General features: G+C 47.1%; 12 protein-coding genes. 6 read left to right on the top strand and 6 right to left on the bottom strand.

All coding sequences use genetic code 11. From position 1 onward, the window contains the following. Window positions 1-185 precede the first annotated feature (185 nt). The 6 genes from SFSGTM_RS07150 to gyrA form a co-directional block, all read right to left on the bottom strand. The gene (locus SFSGTM_RS07150; RefSeq protein WP_162084564.1) at window positions 186-1064 is read right to left on the bottom strand and encodes a prephenate dehydrogenase; all 879 of its coding nucleotides are present in this window, start codon (window positions 1062-1064) and stop codon (window positions 186-188) included. A gap of 73 nt (window positions 1065-1137) precedes the next feature. Continuing rightward, complete coding sequence (gene aroF / locus SFSGTM_RS07145) at window positions 1138-2154, bottom strand: 3-deoxy-7-phosphoheptulonate synthase (protein WP_162084563.1); 1017 nt, start codon at window positions 2152-2154, stop codon at window positions 1138-1140. A gap of 2 nt (window positions 2155-2156) precedes the next feature. After that, window positions 2157-3260, bottom strand: a complete 1104-nt coding sequence (gene hisC, locus SFSGTM_RS07140) for a histidinol-phosphate transaminase (RefSeq protein WP_162084562.1) — start codon at window positions 3258-3260, stop codon at window positions 2157-2159. After that, window positions 3260-4324 carry a prephenate dehydratase gene (gene pheA / locus SFSGTM_RS07135; protein ID WP_162084561.1) on the bottom strand — a complete coding sequence of 355 codons (1065 nt, stop codon included), beginning with the start codon at window positions 4322-4324 and terminating at the stop codon, window positions 3260-3262. Before pheA ends, hisC begins: the two co-directional genes overlap by 1 nt. A 1-nt stretch (window position 4325) precedes the next feature. Next, window positions 4326-5408: a 3-phosphoserine/phosphohydroxythreonine transaminase gene (gene serC / locus SFSGTM_RS07130; protein WP_162086235.1), complete on the bottom strand. Its 1083-nt coding sequence runs from the start codon at window positions 5406-5408 to the stop codon at window positions 4326-4328. 16 nt (window positions 5409-5424) lie between these two features. After that, entirely contained in the window at window positions 5425-8016 is a 2592-nt protein-coding gene (gyrA, locus tag SFSGTM_RS07125) for a DNA gyrase subunit A (protein WP_162084560.1), read from the bottom strand. 134 nt (window positions 8017-8150) lie between these two features. Between gyrA and SFSGTM_RS07120 the strand changes: the two genes are divergently transcribed. From SFSGTM_RS07120 to SFSGTM_RS07095, 6 genes are all read left to right on the top strand, one after another. Further along, window positions 8151-9473, top strand: a complete 1323-nt coding sequence (locus tag SFSGTM_RS07120) for a TRZ/ATZ family hydrolase (protein WP_162084559.1) — start codon at window positions 8151-8153, stop codon at window positions 9471-9473. 8 nt (window positions 9474-9481) lie between these two features. Further along, the gene (locus tag SFSGTM_RS07115; protein ID WP_162084558.1) at window positions 9482-10096 is read left to right on the top strand and encodes a DedA family protein; all 615 of its coding nucleotides are present in this window, start codon (window positions 9482-9484) and stop codon (window positions 10094-10096) included. A 139-nt stretch (window positions 10097-10235) separates the two neighbouring features. Continuing rightward, window positions 10236-10556 (top strand): DUF485 domain-containing protein, encoded by a 321-nt coding sequence (locus tag SFSGTM_RS07110; RefSeq protein ID WP_162084557.1) that lies wholly within the window; start codon window positions 10236-10238, stop codon window positions 10554-10556. Between the two features lie 2 nt (window positions 10557-10558). Continuing rightward, on the top strand, window positions 10559-12586 hold the full coding sequence (locus SFSGTM_RS07105; protein WP_232526060.1) for a solute symporter family protein: 2028 nt from the start codon (window positions 10559-10561) through the stop codon (window positions 12584-12586). A 152-nt stretch (window positions 12587-12738) separates the two neighbouring features. Beyond that, entirely contained in the window at window positions 12739-14697 is a 1959-nt protein-coding gene (gene acs, locus SFSGTM_RS07100; RefSeq protein ID WP_162084556.1) for an acetate--CoA ligase, read from the top strand. Next, window positions 14698-18480, top strand: a complete 3783-nt coding sequence (locus SFSGTM_RS07095; protein WP_162084555.1) for a YhdP family protein — start codon at window positions 14698-14700, stop codon at window positions 18478-18480.

Raw genomic sequence — 18480 nt, 5'->3', positions numbered from 1 at the left:
GGCTACAGTAACAACCGCACCTCTCTGTAGAACTAATCAGCAAATTACGTGCCAATAAATTAATGTATTATTATCAAAGAATTATCGAAATAGAGACACAATCACGCCATACTCACGCACACCAAAACAGTGCGTATATAAAAAAATGCACCAAAATGGAATAATCGCTAAATTAACTGAGCACCTTATACCAACCTTGCCTGCCACGCCTGCCGTGCAGCCTGTGCACGACTGAAAATATCAGCTAACGCATCACCATTATTAGTCGCTAAGGCATCACGCAACTGATTTAGCTTTGCCTGATATGCATCCAGTTCAGCCAGCAATGCAACTTGATTCGCCAAGGCAATATCTCGCCACATTTCAGGACTGCTGGCGGCAATACGTGTGAAATCTCGAAAACCACTGGCAGCAAAGTTAAACAAAACATCTGCATTTTCTCTCTGAACTATCATGTCCACCAACGCATATGCCAACAAATGCGGCAGATGACTCACCGTGGCAAAAATCGCATCATGTTCGGCAGCCTGCATAGCACTGACTTTGGCTCCACAAAGCTGCCACAGTTGGCGCACACGCTGTACCGATTCCATCGTAGTCTCTGGCAGCGCTGTCAGTATGAGATTCTTATCCTGATATAAATTAACCCGTGCAGCTGTAGCACCACTTAATTCCGCACCAGCAATAGGGTGTGCAGGTACGCATAGCTCTAATTGAGCAGGTAAATACTGCCGCATCAACGCAACAACATCCTGCTTGGTACTACCTGCATCGGTAACAACAGTATTGCTGGACAAGTGCGGCGCAATCGACTGCATAATCGCCGCCATCTGCCCTACAGGTACGGCTAGCACAACAATATCGGCACCCTGCACAGCGTCCACGGCATCTATAGCTATGCGATCAATAATACCCAACCCCAACGCCTGTTCGAGATTAGCGTGACTACGCCCCACTCCCACGACTTCACCGACTGCCCCAGCCTGCTTAAGCGCGAGTGCAAATGAACCACCGATCAGTCCGACGCCAAATACAGCCAGTTTGTTACATAGAATTTGTGTCATGAGGCCTCACCAAAGAAACGGGCTGCCAAATAGCAGCCCGTTTAGTATCAATTCAACAACTGCAAGCAAGTGCTTAAATATCGCGACCTAATATCTTCGCAATACCACCTAACTCTGCCATCAGCGTTTTCAGTTCACCTGGTGTTAATGCCTGATCTGCATCACACCATGCTTCACAAGGCGTTGGATGCATTTCTATCAACAGACCATCAGCACCTGCAGCTACTGCGGCACGTGATAATGCTGGCACCATCCATGCCTTACCACCTGCATGAGATGGGTCAACAATAACAGGTAAATGAGTTTCTTTTTTCAGCACTGGAATTGCAGTCACATCCAACACATTACGGTAGTAAGTTTCAAAAGTACGAATACCACGTTCACAGAAAATAATGTTGTGGTTACCCGCTGCAGCAATGTATTCAGCAGCCATCAACCATTCTGAAATAGTTGCTGACATACCACGTTTGAGAATAACTGGCTTTTTAACACGCCCTACTTCTTTCAACAAATCAAAGTTTTGCATGTTACGCGTACCGATTTGAATAACATCCACGTCCCATTCCATGAATGTATCCAGCATACGCACATCCATCAATTCGGTAACGATAGGCAAACCTTTAGCATCTGCCGCTTTACGGAACATTTCCAGACCTTCCACGCCCTTACCCTGGAAGGAATAAGGACTGGTGCGAGGCTTGAATGCACCACCACGCATTAAACGGCAGCCCGCTTCCTTAACGTATTTTGCAGAATCGTCCATTTGCTGCTGGGTTTCAACAGAACAAGGTCCTGCAATAACCTGCACGGTATTACCACCTAATGGCACACCTTTAATATCGACAATGGTATTTTCCTTGTGCCATTCACGCGCGACAATTTTGTATGGTTTAACCACATGCATGGATTGTTCCACACCTGGCAATGCATCAATAAGTTCTTGGTCTATTGCACGCTCGTCGCCAATTGCACCAATTATGGTACGCTCTACACCACGTGAAATATTCGCTTCGCAGCCATATTCCTTGATTTTTTTCACAACGCCATCTATGTGTTGTTCAGTTGCACCTGGGCTCATTACGATTATCATATTTAGTCCTTAATTGCGTCTTCTAACGCTTGTAAAAATTGATTGTTTTCTGCTGCCAGCCCTATGCTGACGCGCAAATATTCTGGCATGCCATAGTTACCTATGGGTCTTACGATAACGCCGTGTTCAAGTAAGCGTCGGTACATCGCGGTAGCATTGCCGATACGAATCGCCAGGAAATTAGCATACGACGGAATATAGTCTATATTCAACAAATGCAGGCCTTGTGTCAATTGACGCATACCCAATTGATTCAGCGCATAGCTGCGTGCGATAAACTCATCATCATTCAATGCTGCAGTTGCTGCCACTAGCGCCAGGCTGTTAACGTTAAACGGCTGACGCACACGATTCAGCATATCCGCTACCGCTGCACTTGCTAAAGCATAACCTACACGCAATCCTGCCAGACCATAAGCCTTGGAAAAAGTACGGGTTACGATTAAATTGGGGAAGCGAGCTAACCATATCAGCGCATCGGATTGCAGCTCTTGAGGCAAATATTCACCGTAAGCCTCATCCAGCACCACAATTACCTGACTAGGCACTTGTTCTAAAAACGCCAACATATCCGCATTGCTTAACAATGTACCCGTAGGATTGTTCGGATTAGCAATGAACACCATACGAGTATCAGCACGAATTGCCGCTAACATCGCAGCCAAATCATGACCGTAATCTTTTGCTGGCGCTGTAATACCGGTTGCCCCCACTGCCAAAGTCGCCAACGGATAAACTGCAAATGCGTGCTCTGAAAATACTGCTGATGTTGCCGACGACAAAAAAGCCCGTGCGGCCATTTCCAGCACATCATTAGAACCATTACCTAATACAACTTGCGCTGCATCTACATTAAACTTGTCAGCCAATGCTGCTTTCAAATCAAAGCCGCTGCCATCAGGATAACGTGCAATAGTATCCATCGCAGCATCAATGGCAATCAAAGCTTTAGGACTTGCACCTAATGGATTTTCGTTAGACGCCAATTTCACGATACGTGACGCATCCAAGCCTAATTCTCGCGCCAACTCGTCTATTGGCTTACCTGGTTGATAAGGGGCAATGGCGCGGATGTAATCAGGCGCCAAGTCACACACATTCGTCATTACAAAACACCAATAGGGTAAGAACCCAATAATTTCAATAAAGCGGCTTTGTCTTTTAATTCAACCAAAGCCGCAGCAACAGCAGGGTCATCTCTGTGCCCTTCTACATCTACAAAAAATACGTACTCCCACAAACCCGAGCGCGCTGGACGCGATTCTAACTTAGTCAGTGAAACACCATGACGCGCAAATGGCTGTAGAAGTTCCAGAATAGCACCTGGTAAATTCCGTGCAGACATCAGCAGCGAGGTTTTATCGTGCCCAGAGGCACCTGCATCATGCAAACCCAGCACTAAAAAACGAGTCGTATTGTCAGGCTCATCTTCAATGTGTTCAAACAAACATTGCAAACCATAAATTTCAGCCGCCAGGTCACCAGCAATGGCTAATGCCGACTCATCTGCAGCAGCCATTTGCGCAGCCTCGGCATTACTGGAGACCTGCACACGGGGTACGCTGGGCAAATGACGATTAAGCCACTCATGACATTGCGCTAAAGACTGTCCATGGGAATAAACCACTTTAACATCGTCCAAACCTGTAACTTTACGCAACAAATAATGGTGGATACGCAGATCGACTTCACCACAAATTTTAAGCGGCGTGTCTTGCAATAAGTCCAGCGTGCGATTCACAGCACCCTCAGTAGAGTTTTCTACCGGCACTATGCCGTAATCTACAGCACCTGCATTCACCACACGGAATACTTCATCTATCGATGCGCATGGGGTTGTGTTCGCGGCGTGACCAAATTGTTTAACTGCCGCAGCTTGGCTGAATGTACCTTGTGGCCCTAAATAAGCCACAGACAAGGGCTTTTCTAATGCCAGGCATGCAGACATGATTTCGCGGAATAAGCGCGCTGCAGTTTCATCTGCCAGCGGACCAGTATTCATTTCCTTAATCCGTCGCAACACCTGCGCTTCACGCTCTGGGCGATATACCGTACCGTTTTTCAGACGGCCTATGGTTTGTGCATGTTGAGCACGCTGATTGATAAGCGCCAGCACCTGTTCATCAATCGCATCAATTTCCATGCGTATAGCTTGTATATCTTCTGCCATCTCAGCCCTGCTTTTTCACAAAGTCTTGCATGTAATTAACTAATGCTTGTACACCTTCCAACGGCATTGCATTGTAAATAGACGCACGCATTCCACCCACTAACGCATGTCCTTTCAACTGCAACAAACCCTGCTGTTGCGCACCTTGCAGGAAAGCCGCATCCAATGCGGGATTACTTAAGGTAAACGGCACATTCATGCGTGAACGATTTTCAGGGGCAACAGGATTATGATAAAAATCGCTGGCATCCAGATAATCATATAGCAACTTGGCTTTAGCAATATTGCGTTGTTCCATTGCCGCCAGACCGCCCTCGCGTTTCAACAACTGAAACACCAAACCAGCTATGTAAATTGCATATGTAGGTGGCGTGTTATACATCGAGCCATTATCAGCCTGCACTTTATAATCATATAAAGTCGGTGTACGTGGCATCGCCTCGCCCATCAAATCTTCACGTACTATGGCAATTGTCAGCCCTGCTGGGCCTATGTTTTTTTGAGCACCAGCATATATCACTCCAAAACGACTAACATCAATCGGCTTGGATAAAACGTTGGACGACATATCAGCAACTAATGGCACATTACCTACTTCAGGTGTCCAGTGAAACTCCACCCCACCTATGGTTTCATTCGGCGTGTAATGCACATACGCGGCATTGCTATCAAGTTGCCAGGCAGTTTGTCCAGGCGCATAGGTATAAGCGTGATCGGCACTACTCGCGGCTACATTAACCTGCGCATAACGCCGCGCTTCCTTGATCGCTTTATCCGACCATATGCCCGTGTCGATATAATCTGCGCCAGCTTTGCCGCGCAACAAATTCATGGGAACCATGGCGAATTGCGCCGTTGCTCCCCCTTGCAAAAACAGCACTTTATAATTCTCAGGTATCGCTAATAGCTCACGCAAATCAGCTTCAGCTTGATGCGCTATCGCAGTAAAGTCTTTACCACGATGACTCATCTCCATAATGGACATGCCGGTGCCATGCCAATCCACCATTTCATCCCGTGCCTGTTCCAGCACAGATTTTGGCAATACGGCTGGACCTGCGCTGAAATTATAAATCGTGCTCATCATGCCTCTCTGACTATTACAAATCTAGCTGACCATTAGGACTAACTTCTGGTAACGCATCATCATCTTCACGTTCCATTACGCGCTCTACGCCTATGAGTTTCTGATCGTCATCGAGGTTAATCAAGGTTACGCCTTGAGTTGCACGACCCATCTCACGCATTTCTTTAACACGAGTACGTATCAGCACACCACCATCTGTAATCAGCATGATTTCATCATCTGGTTCAACCAGGGTTGCAGCCACCACACGGCCATTACGCTTAGTGGTTTGTATTGCAATCATCCCTTGTGTACCTCGACCATGACGCGTGTATTCGGCGATATTGGTACGCTTGCCATAACCATTCTCAGTAGCTGTCAATACAGACTGTTGTTCATTCGCGGCAACCAACAGAGAAATGACTTTTTGTCCTGGTGCCAGCTTCATACCGCGTACACCGCGAGCACCACGACCCATAGCGCGCACATCGTTCTCATCAAAGCGTACCGCTTTACCGCCATCAGAGAACAGCATCACATCATGATCACCCTCAGTAATATCTACACCAACCAGATAATCACCTTCGTCCAGACCTACAGCAATAATACCAGCACGACGTGGATTACCGAATTCGGACAATGCTGTTTTCTTCACTACACCATGCGCCGTCGCCATAAAGATGTAACGATTATCAACGAACGCTTTAACTGGCAAGATAGCGTTAATCTTTTCACCTTCTGACATCGACAGCAAGTTCACTATCGGCTTGCCACGTGAAATACGGCTACCTTGTGGCACTTCATAAACTTTAACCCAATACACACGGCCAAAGTTAGAGAAGCACAAGATGTAATCATGGCTATTTGCGATAAACAGACGTTCAATAAAGTCATCATCTTTAGTCGGCGCTGCAGATTTGCCGCGACCACCGCGTTTTTGTGCACGGTAATCATCCAGTGGTTGTGACTTCATATAGCCACCGTGAGATAAAGTCACCACCATGTCCTGTGGTGTGATCAAATCTTCACGGCTCAAATCTTGAGCGAATGCTACGATTTCAGAACGACGCTTGTCGCCAAACTGCTGTTTCACCAAATTAATTTCGTCGTTGATAATCGCCGTCACTCGCTCTGGACGTGCCAGAATATCCAGCAAATCAGCAATTTTGGCGACCACTTCCTTGTATTCATTAAGGATTTTATCTTGTTCCAGCCCAGTCAAGCGTTGCAGACGCAGTTCCAATATTGCTTGCGCTTGCGCATCGGACAAACGATAACCAGATTCCGAGAAACCAAACTCTACAGCCAAACCTTCAGGACGGAATGCATTGGCATCGGCTACCGCACGTGATAACATTTCCTCAACCAACTGTGAACGCCAAGTCTGACCCATCAGACTTTCTTTCGCCACTGCTGGTGTAGGTGCAGCTTTAATCAACGCGATGATGTCATCCACGTTAGATAATGCAACCGCCAGACCTTCTAAAATATGGCCACGTTCACGGGCTTTCTTCAGCTCAAATACAGTACGGCGCGTCACCACTTCACGACGATGACGCAAGAAAGCAGACAGCATTTGTTTAAGGTTGAGCAAACGTGGCTGGTTATCTACCAAGGCCACCATGTTCATACCAAAGCTGTCTTGCAGCTGAGTCTGTTTGTAGAGGTTATTTAACACCACCTCAGCAACTTCACCGCGTTTAAGCTCGATGACCATACGCATGCCCGATTTATCGGACTCATCACGCAGATCAGAAATACCTTCGATTTTTTTCTCGCGCACCAATTCACCGATTTTAATCAGCAAATTAGCTTTATTAACTTGGTATGGCAGCTCATCAACAATAATCGCCTGACGATTACCCTGCTTATCCATATCTTCAAAGTGAGTACGTGAGCGGATTACCACCCGGCCACGACCAGTACGATAACCATCACGCACGCCAGTCAGACCATAGATTATCCCTGCGGTAGGGAAATCAGGCGCTTTAACGATATCAATTAAAGCCTCAATGTCTGTTTCTGGTTCATGCAGCAATGTTAAACATGCGTCACATACATCAGTTAAATTATGCGGCGGAATATTCGTTGCCATACCCACAGCAATACCTGACGAACCATTAATCAACAGATTCGGAATTTTCGCAGGGAATATCAGCGGTTCGTGTTCTGAACCATCATAGTTAGGGCCGAAATCTACCGTTTCTTTATCCAGATCCGCCAGCAACTCATGCGCGATCTTGGACATACGGATTTCGGTATAACGCATCGCTGCCGCATTATCACCGTCCACCGAACCAAAGTTACCCTGACCGTCGACCAACGGATAACGCAAAGAGAAATCCTGCGCCATACGAACGATGGTGTCATACACAGCCGTATCACCATGCGGGTGATATTTACCGATTACGTCACCGACGATACGCGCCGATTTTTTATAAGCTTTATTCCAATCGTTAGACAACTCGTGCATGGCGAATAACACACGCCTATGCACAGGTTTCAAACCATCACGAACATCAGGTAAGGCACGTCCTACAATCACGCTCATCGCGTAATCAAGGTAGGAACGGCGCATTTCATCTTCTAGACTGACGGGTAGCGTTTCTTTAGCGAATGATTCCATTGCGTAATGATTTTTATAGGAACGAATAATCCTGTGATTCTAGCACGGCCAAGGGGGGCATTGAAACATCTGAGTACTTGTCGCTGGTGTTAACGTCAATTATAGTGGGGTCATCTCACCTATATCACTGAACTATGCCTACCCCAACCGTCATTGACACATTAATCTCCGCACGCTGGATTATCCCGATAGAACCAGTCAACACTGTTTTACACGACCACAGCATTGCAATTGATGGTGAACGCATAGTTGCCATCCTCCCAACAAGCGAAGCCCGACAACACTTTATTGCGGATAATTACCATCAACTTACTGACCACGTACTCATGCCTGGCCTGGTCAATTTACATACACATGCAGCGATGACCTTACTGCGTGGTTATGCAGATGATTTGCCGTTAATGGAATGGCTAAAAGGACACATCTGGCCAGCCGAAGCACGCCATGTTTCTACCGAATTTGTACGCGATGGTGCACGACTGGCATGTGCAGAGATGCTCAAGGGTGGAACAACCTGCTTTAACGACATGTATTTCTTTCCTGAAGCGGTTGCGGAAGCTGCAGTCGACACAGGCATACGCGCGGCCATGGGCATGGTGGTTATAGAGTTCCCAACTGCCTACGCCACCGATCCAGATGACTATCTAGCCAAGGGCTGCGCTATGCGCGATCGCTGGCAGCACGAGCCACTGTTAAACTTTACCCTCGCCCCGCACGCACCCTACACCGTCAGCGACGACACCTTCGCCAAAATCAACATCTTGTCTAACCAACTTGATTTACCTATACATATCCATTTGCACGAAACCACAGATGAAATTACTCAAAGTCTGACACAATATAAACAACGTCCCCTAGCCCGCTTACATGACCTAGGTTTAACCAGCCCTGGCCTGATTGCAGTGCATGCGGTACACATGAACACAGAGGAAATCGCATTACTCGCGCAACATGGCTGCCATATTGCGCACTGCCCGGCATCCAACCTTAAACTCGCCAGTGGTTTCACTCCCGTCGCAACTATGGCTGAGTATGGCTTGAATATTGGCATAGGCACAGATGGCGCCGCCAGCAATAACAAACTCGACATGTTCAGCGAAATGCGTCTGGCAGCGTTACTGGCTAAAGGTGTGGCACAGGACGCTTCAGCAATACCTGCACACCAGGCATTGCAAATGGCAACCATCAATGGCGCACGTGCATTAGCGCTTGATGAAAAAATCGGCTCACTCATTCCAGGCAAATATGCCGACCTCATTGCTGTTGATTTAGCTCAAATCAATACCCTGCCTACTTTTGACCCTGCCTCTGCGCTGGTTTATAGTGCAGGGCGAGATCAAGTAAGCCATGTCTGGATTAATGGCAAGCTGTTAATTGATAATCATCAATACACTCAGCTTGATGAACGCACACTCAAAATGACCGCCAGAGTATGGCAAAACCGCATTACTGCTTAAGGAATAGCATGCTACATGAATTTATTAACTGGCTACTTACCACCGTACACAGCTGGGGCTACGCGGGCATATTCATCCTCATGGCACTAGAATCAACGGTACTGCCCATCCCCTCAGAACTGGTTGTTATTCCTGCAGGATACCTGGCATACCAAGGCAAAATGAACCTGGCGCTGGTTATATTATCCGCCACCACTGGCAGCCTGGTCGGCGCATCAATAAACTACGCATTTGCACTATGGGTTGGCCGTCCATTTTTAGAACGCTGGGGGAAATATTTTTTCGTACGTCAGCCACTACTTCATAAAACCGATGAGTTTTTTGCCCGCCATGGGAAGATATCCACTTTCACAGGACGCCTGATTCCCGGCATACGCCACCTGATTTCCCTGCCAGCAGGGCTTGCCCACATGAACCCTGCTGCATTTGCCATGTACACCATACTGGGTGCAGGTATTTGGGCAAGCACCCTGACCCTTATCGGTTATTTCATCGGCAACAACCTCAGTTTAATTAATGAATACTTACACATACTGATTATTGGTCTGGTCGTTGCCGTCATCATTATTGTGACTGTATACATCTGGTGGCAACGCAGTATCACAAAAAAAAACATGTCATGACAAAATCCACTATACAATGCTCATCATAAAAGACACGGCACCCAATATTTGGGGCGCACGTGTCGTATAAGAATCACAAAAACAATTACATAGCATCACCATTCATTGCACGTAACTAATACTTATTAAAGGAGTCACTATGACTACACCTGTTATGAACTGGCGCGCAATTGATGCTGATCCGCGTTTCCAAGCCCTGCACCGCAAAAAAACATTTTTCTTATGGGGACTGATGGTTTTTTCCATCATCTATTATTTCCTGTTACCCATCGGTGCGGCTTATTTCACTGATATTTTCAAAATTAAAGTATGGGGTCCCGTCAATATTGGCATACTCTTCGCACTCTCTGAATTTGTGGTCGCATGGTTTATTGCTGTGATTTATTCACGCCGCGCAAATGCTGAATTCGACAGCATGGCTCAAGAAATCATTAATGACGCACATAACATAGGATCCTGATCATGCACATGACTAACCATCTCAAAACATGGCTCGCTATGGCTGCGTTAGCAACGTTGAGCTCGACCAGCTGGGCGGGCGAAGGGGCTGTAGCCGACGAATACAAATTCATGACGTTTGGCGTATTTAGTGTAATTATTGCGCTAACCGTTGGTATTACATACTGGGCAGCAAAGAAAACGCATACGACATCCGAGTTTTATGCAGCAGGACGCAGCATTTCCGGCATGCAAAATGGCTGGGCAATTGCAGGTGATTATCTTTCAGCCGCTTCTTTTCTCGGCATAGCTGGTCTGATTTCTCTTTATGGTTACGATGGCTTCATGTATTCAGTAGGTTTTCTCGTAGCCTACATTACTGTGTTACTCGTGATCGCCGAACCTTGCCGCAATATTGGTAAGTACACACTGGGGGATATTCTGGCTTTCCGCAACGATCCCAAAAAAACCAAAACTGTCGCAGCCATTTCCACAATCACGGTATCCATTTTCTACTTGACCGCACAAATGGTCGGTGGAGGTGTATTAATCAAAACGCTGATCGGCATTGATTACGAAATCTCAGTAATTGGCGTAGGTATTCTGATGCTGGCCTATGTCGTATTCGGCGGCATGGTAGCAACGACCTGGGTACAAATCGTTAAAGCTGCTCTGCTGGTTATTGCATCTCTGGTATTAGTCGTACTGGTCTGGGTACCTTATGGCTTCTCTCTGCCCGCCTTTCTGGACAGCGTAGTACATAACGAAGGTGTACAGAAACAGGTTGCCAAATTATTAGGCAATGCAGCCGTTGGCATGACTCCTGAAGAATTAGGGCAGCGCTTCCTGGAACCTGGTTTATTCCTCAAGAACCCGATAGACCAAATATCATTAGGTATGGCATTGGTACTAGGTACAGCCGGACTCCCCCACATACTGATGAGATTCTTCACTGTTCCAAACGCAAAAGAGGCACGTAAATCAGTAATCTGGGCGATGGCCATTATTGGCGGCTTTTACGTCATTACGTTATTTTTAGGTTTGGGTGCAGCGACTCACGTAGGCGCAGCAAATATCAGCGGACTAGATAAAGGCGGCAATATGGCCGCGCCTATCCTGGCTCAATACCTGGGTGGTGGTGCAGATTCCATTATGGGTAACTTTTTCCTTGCCTTCGTATCTGCAGTCGCTTTCGCAACTATCGTTGCTGTCGTTGCCGGACTGGTATTGGCATCAGCTTCAGCAATGGCTCATGATATTTATGTCGGCGTAATCCGTGGTGACCGTGCAACACCTAAGGAGCAAGTAAATGCAGCGAGAATTGCTTCGGTTATCGTTGGCATAGTCGCTATTTTCATTGGCATTATGGCTAAAGGTCAGAACGTTGCACATCTTGTCGGTATGGCATTTGCCGTAGCAGCTTCCAGCAATCTGCCTGCAGTATTCCTGACTTTATACTGGAAACGTTGTAACACTGGCGGCGTCATATTAGGCATGATTACAGGTGCAACAGCAGCAATTGCACTCGTCATGGTTTCACCTAACATGACCTACCCGACAGAAGTTATAAAAGGGGCTAATAAAGTGCTGCAAGGCGAACCCGCTGTAGAAGCCAAACCCGCAGTGGCAGCTAAGGCTGGCGAAGGCTTCATTTGCGAACTGTTTGCAGTATGCGCTAAAAGTGAAGTCGCCAAACCTGCAACACCTGCAAAATCAGCTCAGCCAAGTGCTATTGAAAAGCTGGCAACGCTTAATGCAACACTGGCAATATTGACTGATCCAGCAGAGCTTGCCAAAACTAAAAAAGAAATAGGCAAACTGAATAAGGACATCAAAAAAGCGCAGGATGATGTTAAACAGTACGCTGGCCAAACCAAGAGCATAGTCGGGTTAGAAAAACCATTCTTCCTCCTCAAGAATCCTGGTCTGATTTCTATACCACTAGGCTTCCTCATGGTTATCCTGGGCTCGTTACTCTACCGTGATCAACGCGCTGAAGATATGTGGGAGGAACTGTATGTACGTCAGAATACTGGAATACACGCAGCCTAAATGCTAATTACTTAGTCCATCAAAAATCCTTTGACCGTTAAAAGTCAAAGGATTTTTTGCATTTATACGACAATCTAATCCTGATACCTGTGTCGATTTAGATTAAAATACCCTATTACTAAAACCTTAATTTAGCCCGTACGGAGCCTTACATGTCACACATCGAATCTGTTTTACATGAAAACCGTTCTTTCCCTCCCAGCAGCGAATTTACAGCCCAGGCAAATGTATCTGGAATTGCCGCCTATCAAGCTTTAACCACAAAAGCCGCGACAGACTATGAAGGCTACTGGGCTGATTTAGCACGCCAACACATATCTTGGGAAACACCATTTACCCGTATACTCGATGAAACCAATGCACCATTCTATCGCTGGTTCGATGATGGTTATTTGAATGTTTCATATAACTGTATAGACCGCCATCTACCTGCCAAAGCGGACAAAACCGCATTAATTTTTGAGGCTGATGATGGTCTGGTAACTCGTATAAGTTACCAGCAATTACACGACAGGGTATGCGCATTTGCCAACGCCCTGATTGCACAAGGCGTGACAAAAGGTGACCGTGTTGTCATTTACATGCCCATGAGCGCAGAGGCCGTCATTGCCATGCAGGCCTGCGCACGTATAGGCGCGATACACTCAGTGGTATTTGGTGGTTTCTCCGCTAAATCATTACATGAGCGCATCGTTGATGCACAGGCCAAATTAGTGATTACTGCAGATGCCGGGATGCGCGGTGGTCGGGCGACATCTTTAAAATCTGCAGTAGACGAAGCGCTGACTTTAGGCGGAACCGAATGTATTAGCCGTGTCATCGTTTATCAGCGCACAGGACAAGAAGTGAACTGGCATGAATCACGCGATTTATGGTGGCATGATAGCGTCGCAGACATGCCCAACACCTGCGAACCAGCGCGTATGAATGCTGAAGACCCATTATTCATCCTCTACACATCAGGTTCCACTGGAACGCCAAAAGGTGTACAGCACAGCAGCGCAGGCTATTTACTCGGCGCCATCGTGACCATGAATATGGTTTTTGATGCAAAAGCCGATACCGATGTATTTTGGTGCACCGCAGATGTGGGCTGGATAACAGGACATACTTATGTGACTTACGGTCCATTAGCGATGGGCATGACACAAGTCATATTTGAAGGCGTACCAACGTATCCTGACGCAGGACGATTCTGGAAAATGATACAGGATCACCGTGTAACTACATTCTATACAGCACCTACCGCGATACGTTCACTCATCAAATTGGGTGGTGAATTGCCACGTCAATATGACCTTTCCAGCCTGCGTTTATTAGGTTCGGTGGGAGAGCCCATCAATCCTGAAGCATGGATGTGGTACCACCAGGAAGTCGGACAATCACGCTGCCCTATAGTCGACACCTGGTGGCAGACCGAAACCGGCTCTAATATGATCGCCCCCTTACCTGGCGCGGTAGCCACCAAACCAGGTTCGTGCACGCTGCCCATACCTGGCATCATCGCAGATGTGGTTGATGAACATGGCGCTTCCCTGCCCTTTGGTCAAGGCGGATATTTAGTGATCACGCGCCCTTTCCCATCATTGTTACGTACCCTGTGGAATAATCCCGAGCGTTACAAAAAATCTTACTTCCCCGAAGAGCTAGGTGGCAAAGTTTATCTTGCTGGTGATTCGGCTCAACGCGATACCGATGGCTATTACTGGATTATGGGACGCATAGACGATGTGCTGAATGTCTCAGGACACCGCTTGGGCACGATGGAAATCGAATCGGCATTAGTGTCGCACCCACTGGTTGCAGAAGCGGCTATTGTAGGCAAACCCCACGACATCAAAGGTGAAGCCATCGTAGCTTTTGTCGTACTCAAAGGCGAACGTCCTCAGGGTGCGGCTGCCAAAGAAATTTCTGACACCCTGCGCAACTGGGTAGGTCAGGAAATTGGTGCTATCGCTAAACCTGATGAAATTCGTTTTGGTGACAATTTACCTAAAACCCGTTCAGGCAAAATCATGCGTCGTTTATTGCGTGCGCTGGCGAAAGGCGAAACCATTACCCAAGACGTATCAACATTGGAAAACCCTGCGATTTTGGATCAACTCAAATAGATGCTGGCTACAAGCCGTCGCTGGATCAGCTTTAGCCTCCGCTATATTGCATTACCGCTCATACTCGCTATTGTCATATTGATAGCGAGTTTGCGGTTGTGGCTATTGCCGCATCTCGACGACTGGCGCGATGATATCGCCCAATCCATCAGCACTGCAGCAAAACAGAAAATAACGCTAGGAAAACTCACCGCCGATTGGCAAGGCTGGCATCCGCATTTACGTATCCAACAATTACGCGTTTACGATGTAAACAATCGCCCCGCATTACAACTCATGAACATAGAAACCACGTTATCGTGGACTTCACTGTTTCATGGCGAATTGCGTTTGGCCAAACTGGCAGTTGACGATTTAACTTTAAACATACACCGCACACAAGATGGCACACTCTACTTAGCGGGCATCAATCTCAACCGCAAAACAAATAACAGCCAATTTACTGACTGGCTGCTCAAGCAGCGCGAAATCATCGTCAGCCACGCCACGCTGGCCTGGCAAGATGATATGCGCCCAGCACCATTATTGCTGGTACGCGAAGTCAATTTTGATTTACACAATCGAGGCCGCAATCACCAATTTCGTCTGACTGCCACGCCACCTGAGTCACTTGCACAACCGCTGGTTGTCACGGGTCAGTTCAGCGGTACAACTTTAGCCGACTTAAGCGCATGGCAAGGGCTGATAGCTCTGGATCTTAAACAAGTCAATCTGGCACAGTGGCAACCTTGGGTAACACTCCCTATCGGACTAAACCGTGGCTTTGGTAATTTAGCACTACAACTCCAGATAGCCCAGAAACAGATCATTGCCATCAACGCCAACACCAATTTGCAGCAGCTTTCACTACAAACCAAACCGAACTTACCTCGGCTTAATTTACTCAGTTTATCTGGCCTAATGAAATGGAAGCAACTGGGGAGCGCGCAGTCGTTAGATTTACAACACATCAGTCTGCGCACCACCGACCTAGCCTACATTGCCCCATTCGATTTTTATTTACGCTACGCTCCTGCCACGGCTAAAACACCTGCATCAGGAAAACTCACAGCTAATAATCTATGGCTGCAATCCTTCGCCCGTATGGCTCCTTATGTACCACTCACACCATTGCAACGTTCCAAACTCGGACTCCATCGACCACAAGGTCGACTACAACAATTTAGCGCAACTTGGCAAGGTGTCATTACGGCACCCGACAAATATCACGTACAAGGTAAATTTTACCAATTGGGGATGGTGACGGCAGACAACGGCACTAGCTTCAACCGTCTCAGCGGACAACTGGATGTAGATCAGGACAGTGGCACGCTAGCCATTGCCAGCCCTGGCGCGCAATTTAACCTTCCATCGATACTATTTGAACCCAACATTAATCTTGACACGCTCACCGCACAATTAAAATGGCAACGAAAGGCAAGTCGTTATACTTTTAAGCTTAGTGAAGCTACTTATGCCAATGCTGACTTGGCAGGAAAGGCTTTTGGTGAATATCAGTGGCAAGCAGGGCAACGTGGCGTCATCGACATCACAGGTGGACTATCACGAGGCAATGGCAAGGCCGTTCCTCACTATATACCACTGGCCGCGAAACAACATACCTACGACTGGATCAGAACCAATCTGCTTGACGGTCAAGCCAATGATGTTAAATTTCGTATCGTAGGAGATTTATCTCGCTACCCGTTCCATAATGACAAAAACGGTCTACTTGACATCAATATTAAAGTCACCAATGGCGTACTCCGCCCTGCTCCCACCTATCCAGCCATAGATCACATCAATGCTGATGTTCACTTTACTGGCACACGTATGACAGTTACTGCGCAACAAGGTAACCTCTATGGTGCCAAACTGAGTCATGTAACTGCCGAGCTCCCTGACTTATATGATCCGGACGAAATTCTCAGCGTAACTGGAACTGCCAATGGTGGTTTAAATGACTTCATCAACTTCACCAACAACAGCCCAATTGCTGCCGCATTAGACCAGCTCACCCTTGGTGCGACAGCAACGGGTGATGCGCAATTACAGTTATCACTCAACATACCGTTGCGTCACAGCATAGACAGCACCGTAGCCGGCGTCTTGAGCTTTACTAACAACAATATTACGCCTGCACCACCTATCCCGCCGCTTGCAGCCGTCACTGGCAAACTTAATTTCACCCAGTCAGGCATCAGCGCGCCCACATTGAAACTGCGCCTGCTTGATGGTCCAGCCACCTTGTCTGCACAAACGATAAATGGCGGCATGACCCGTATCAATCTGGCAGGCGTGATGAATGCCACAGGGCTAAAGCCTTATTTCAATAGCAATATACTCAAACACATCAGCGGCAACAGCAACTGGTCTGGCAGCATAGTTTTAAATCATGGAAAATTACTGAGTAGTGAGTTTTCCAGCGATCTCACCGGCATGGCTTCAACACTCCCGGCACCACTGCAAAAAATCGCCAGTCAACCCCAAGCTTTAAGCATTAGCACCCACCCCAACAAAATTAACACCACACTCATTAGCGCACGCTATGGCAAAATCGCTCACGCACTGCTGCTAGAAGTCCCCGCAGGCAAAGGCAGTCAAATCGAGCGTGGCGCAATACGTTTCAATGGTGACGCTGTCTTGCCTGAACAAAAAGGAATCTGGGTAACAGGCAAACTTGCCGCATCAGATATTGATGGCTGGATAGCCAACGTTGGCACCAGCACGAGTGCCGCAACGCTACCCATCACCGGGATCGATGTGATCATTGATCAATTCGACATATTCAATCGCCGTTTTAATAACGTCGCGATCCACGCCAAAGCCAGTCCCGACAATTGGCATGCCAATGTGAACAGCACTGCCATGCAGGGCGACCTTACCTGGACACCCAAAACCAGCGCGACAGGTTTTAATATGCTGGAAGCCAGTTTCAAACACTTGCAACTGCCCAGCACACCGAATAGCAATAGCGATTCCAATGGCAGTGAGAGCAACTCGGACTGGCCCAAACTGAATCTCAATGTAGATGACTTACAATTAGGCGAACGCAATTTAGGCAAACTCGAAGTCAGCGCATCCCCCATCCCTGACGGATTAAACTTCGAACGTATTGCGCTTACACACAAAGACAGCAAATTATTGATGTCTGCAATCTGGCGGCCTCACACATCACCTGAAACCAATGCAAAAATACATTTCGAAGTTAATGATGTAGGGCAGTTCCTCAGTCGATTTGACCATAACGACACCATTAAACGTGGTACAGCGGTGATTGATGGTCAAGCAAGCTGGGATGGAACACCTGTAGATATGACCATAAAAACATTAGCGGGTAACTTTAACCTGCTAGCGAAAAATGGCCAATTCCTCAAAGCCGATCCAGGCGCGGCCAAATTACTGGGTGTGCTCAGTTTACAATCACTACCCCGACATATAGGGCTGGATTTTAGAGATGTATTTAGCAGCGGCTTTGCGTTTGATGAAATTTCTGCCAACATGAACTTGAATCACGGTGTGATTTACAGCACTGATTTTAAGATGCAAGGTCCTGCTGCCGCAGTCAAAATGTCAGGTTCTGTAGATTTAAATCTGCAAACTCAGCAACTGCGTGCAGAAATCAATCCAAAATTAAGCGAAAGCGTTGCGCTGGCGAGTGGATTAGTCGGCGGTCCCGTGGTAGGCTTGGGGGTATATGTTGCACAGAAATTATTTAAAGACCCATTTGGACAAGCCGTTAAATTTGAATACATGATTACGGGTTCGTGGACCGACCCAACGGTGACTAAAATTAGCAAATAA

Origin of the sequence: Sulfuriferula nivalis (genome assembly GCF_009937995.1) — a bacterium.
GTDB lineage: Bacteria > Pseudomonadota > Gammaproteobacteria > Burkholderiales > Sulfuriferulaceae > Sulfuriferula > Sulfuriferula nivalis.
This window is presented reverse-complemented; position numbering and strand designations above follow the sequence as displayed.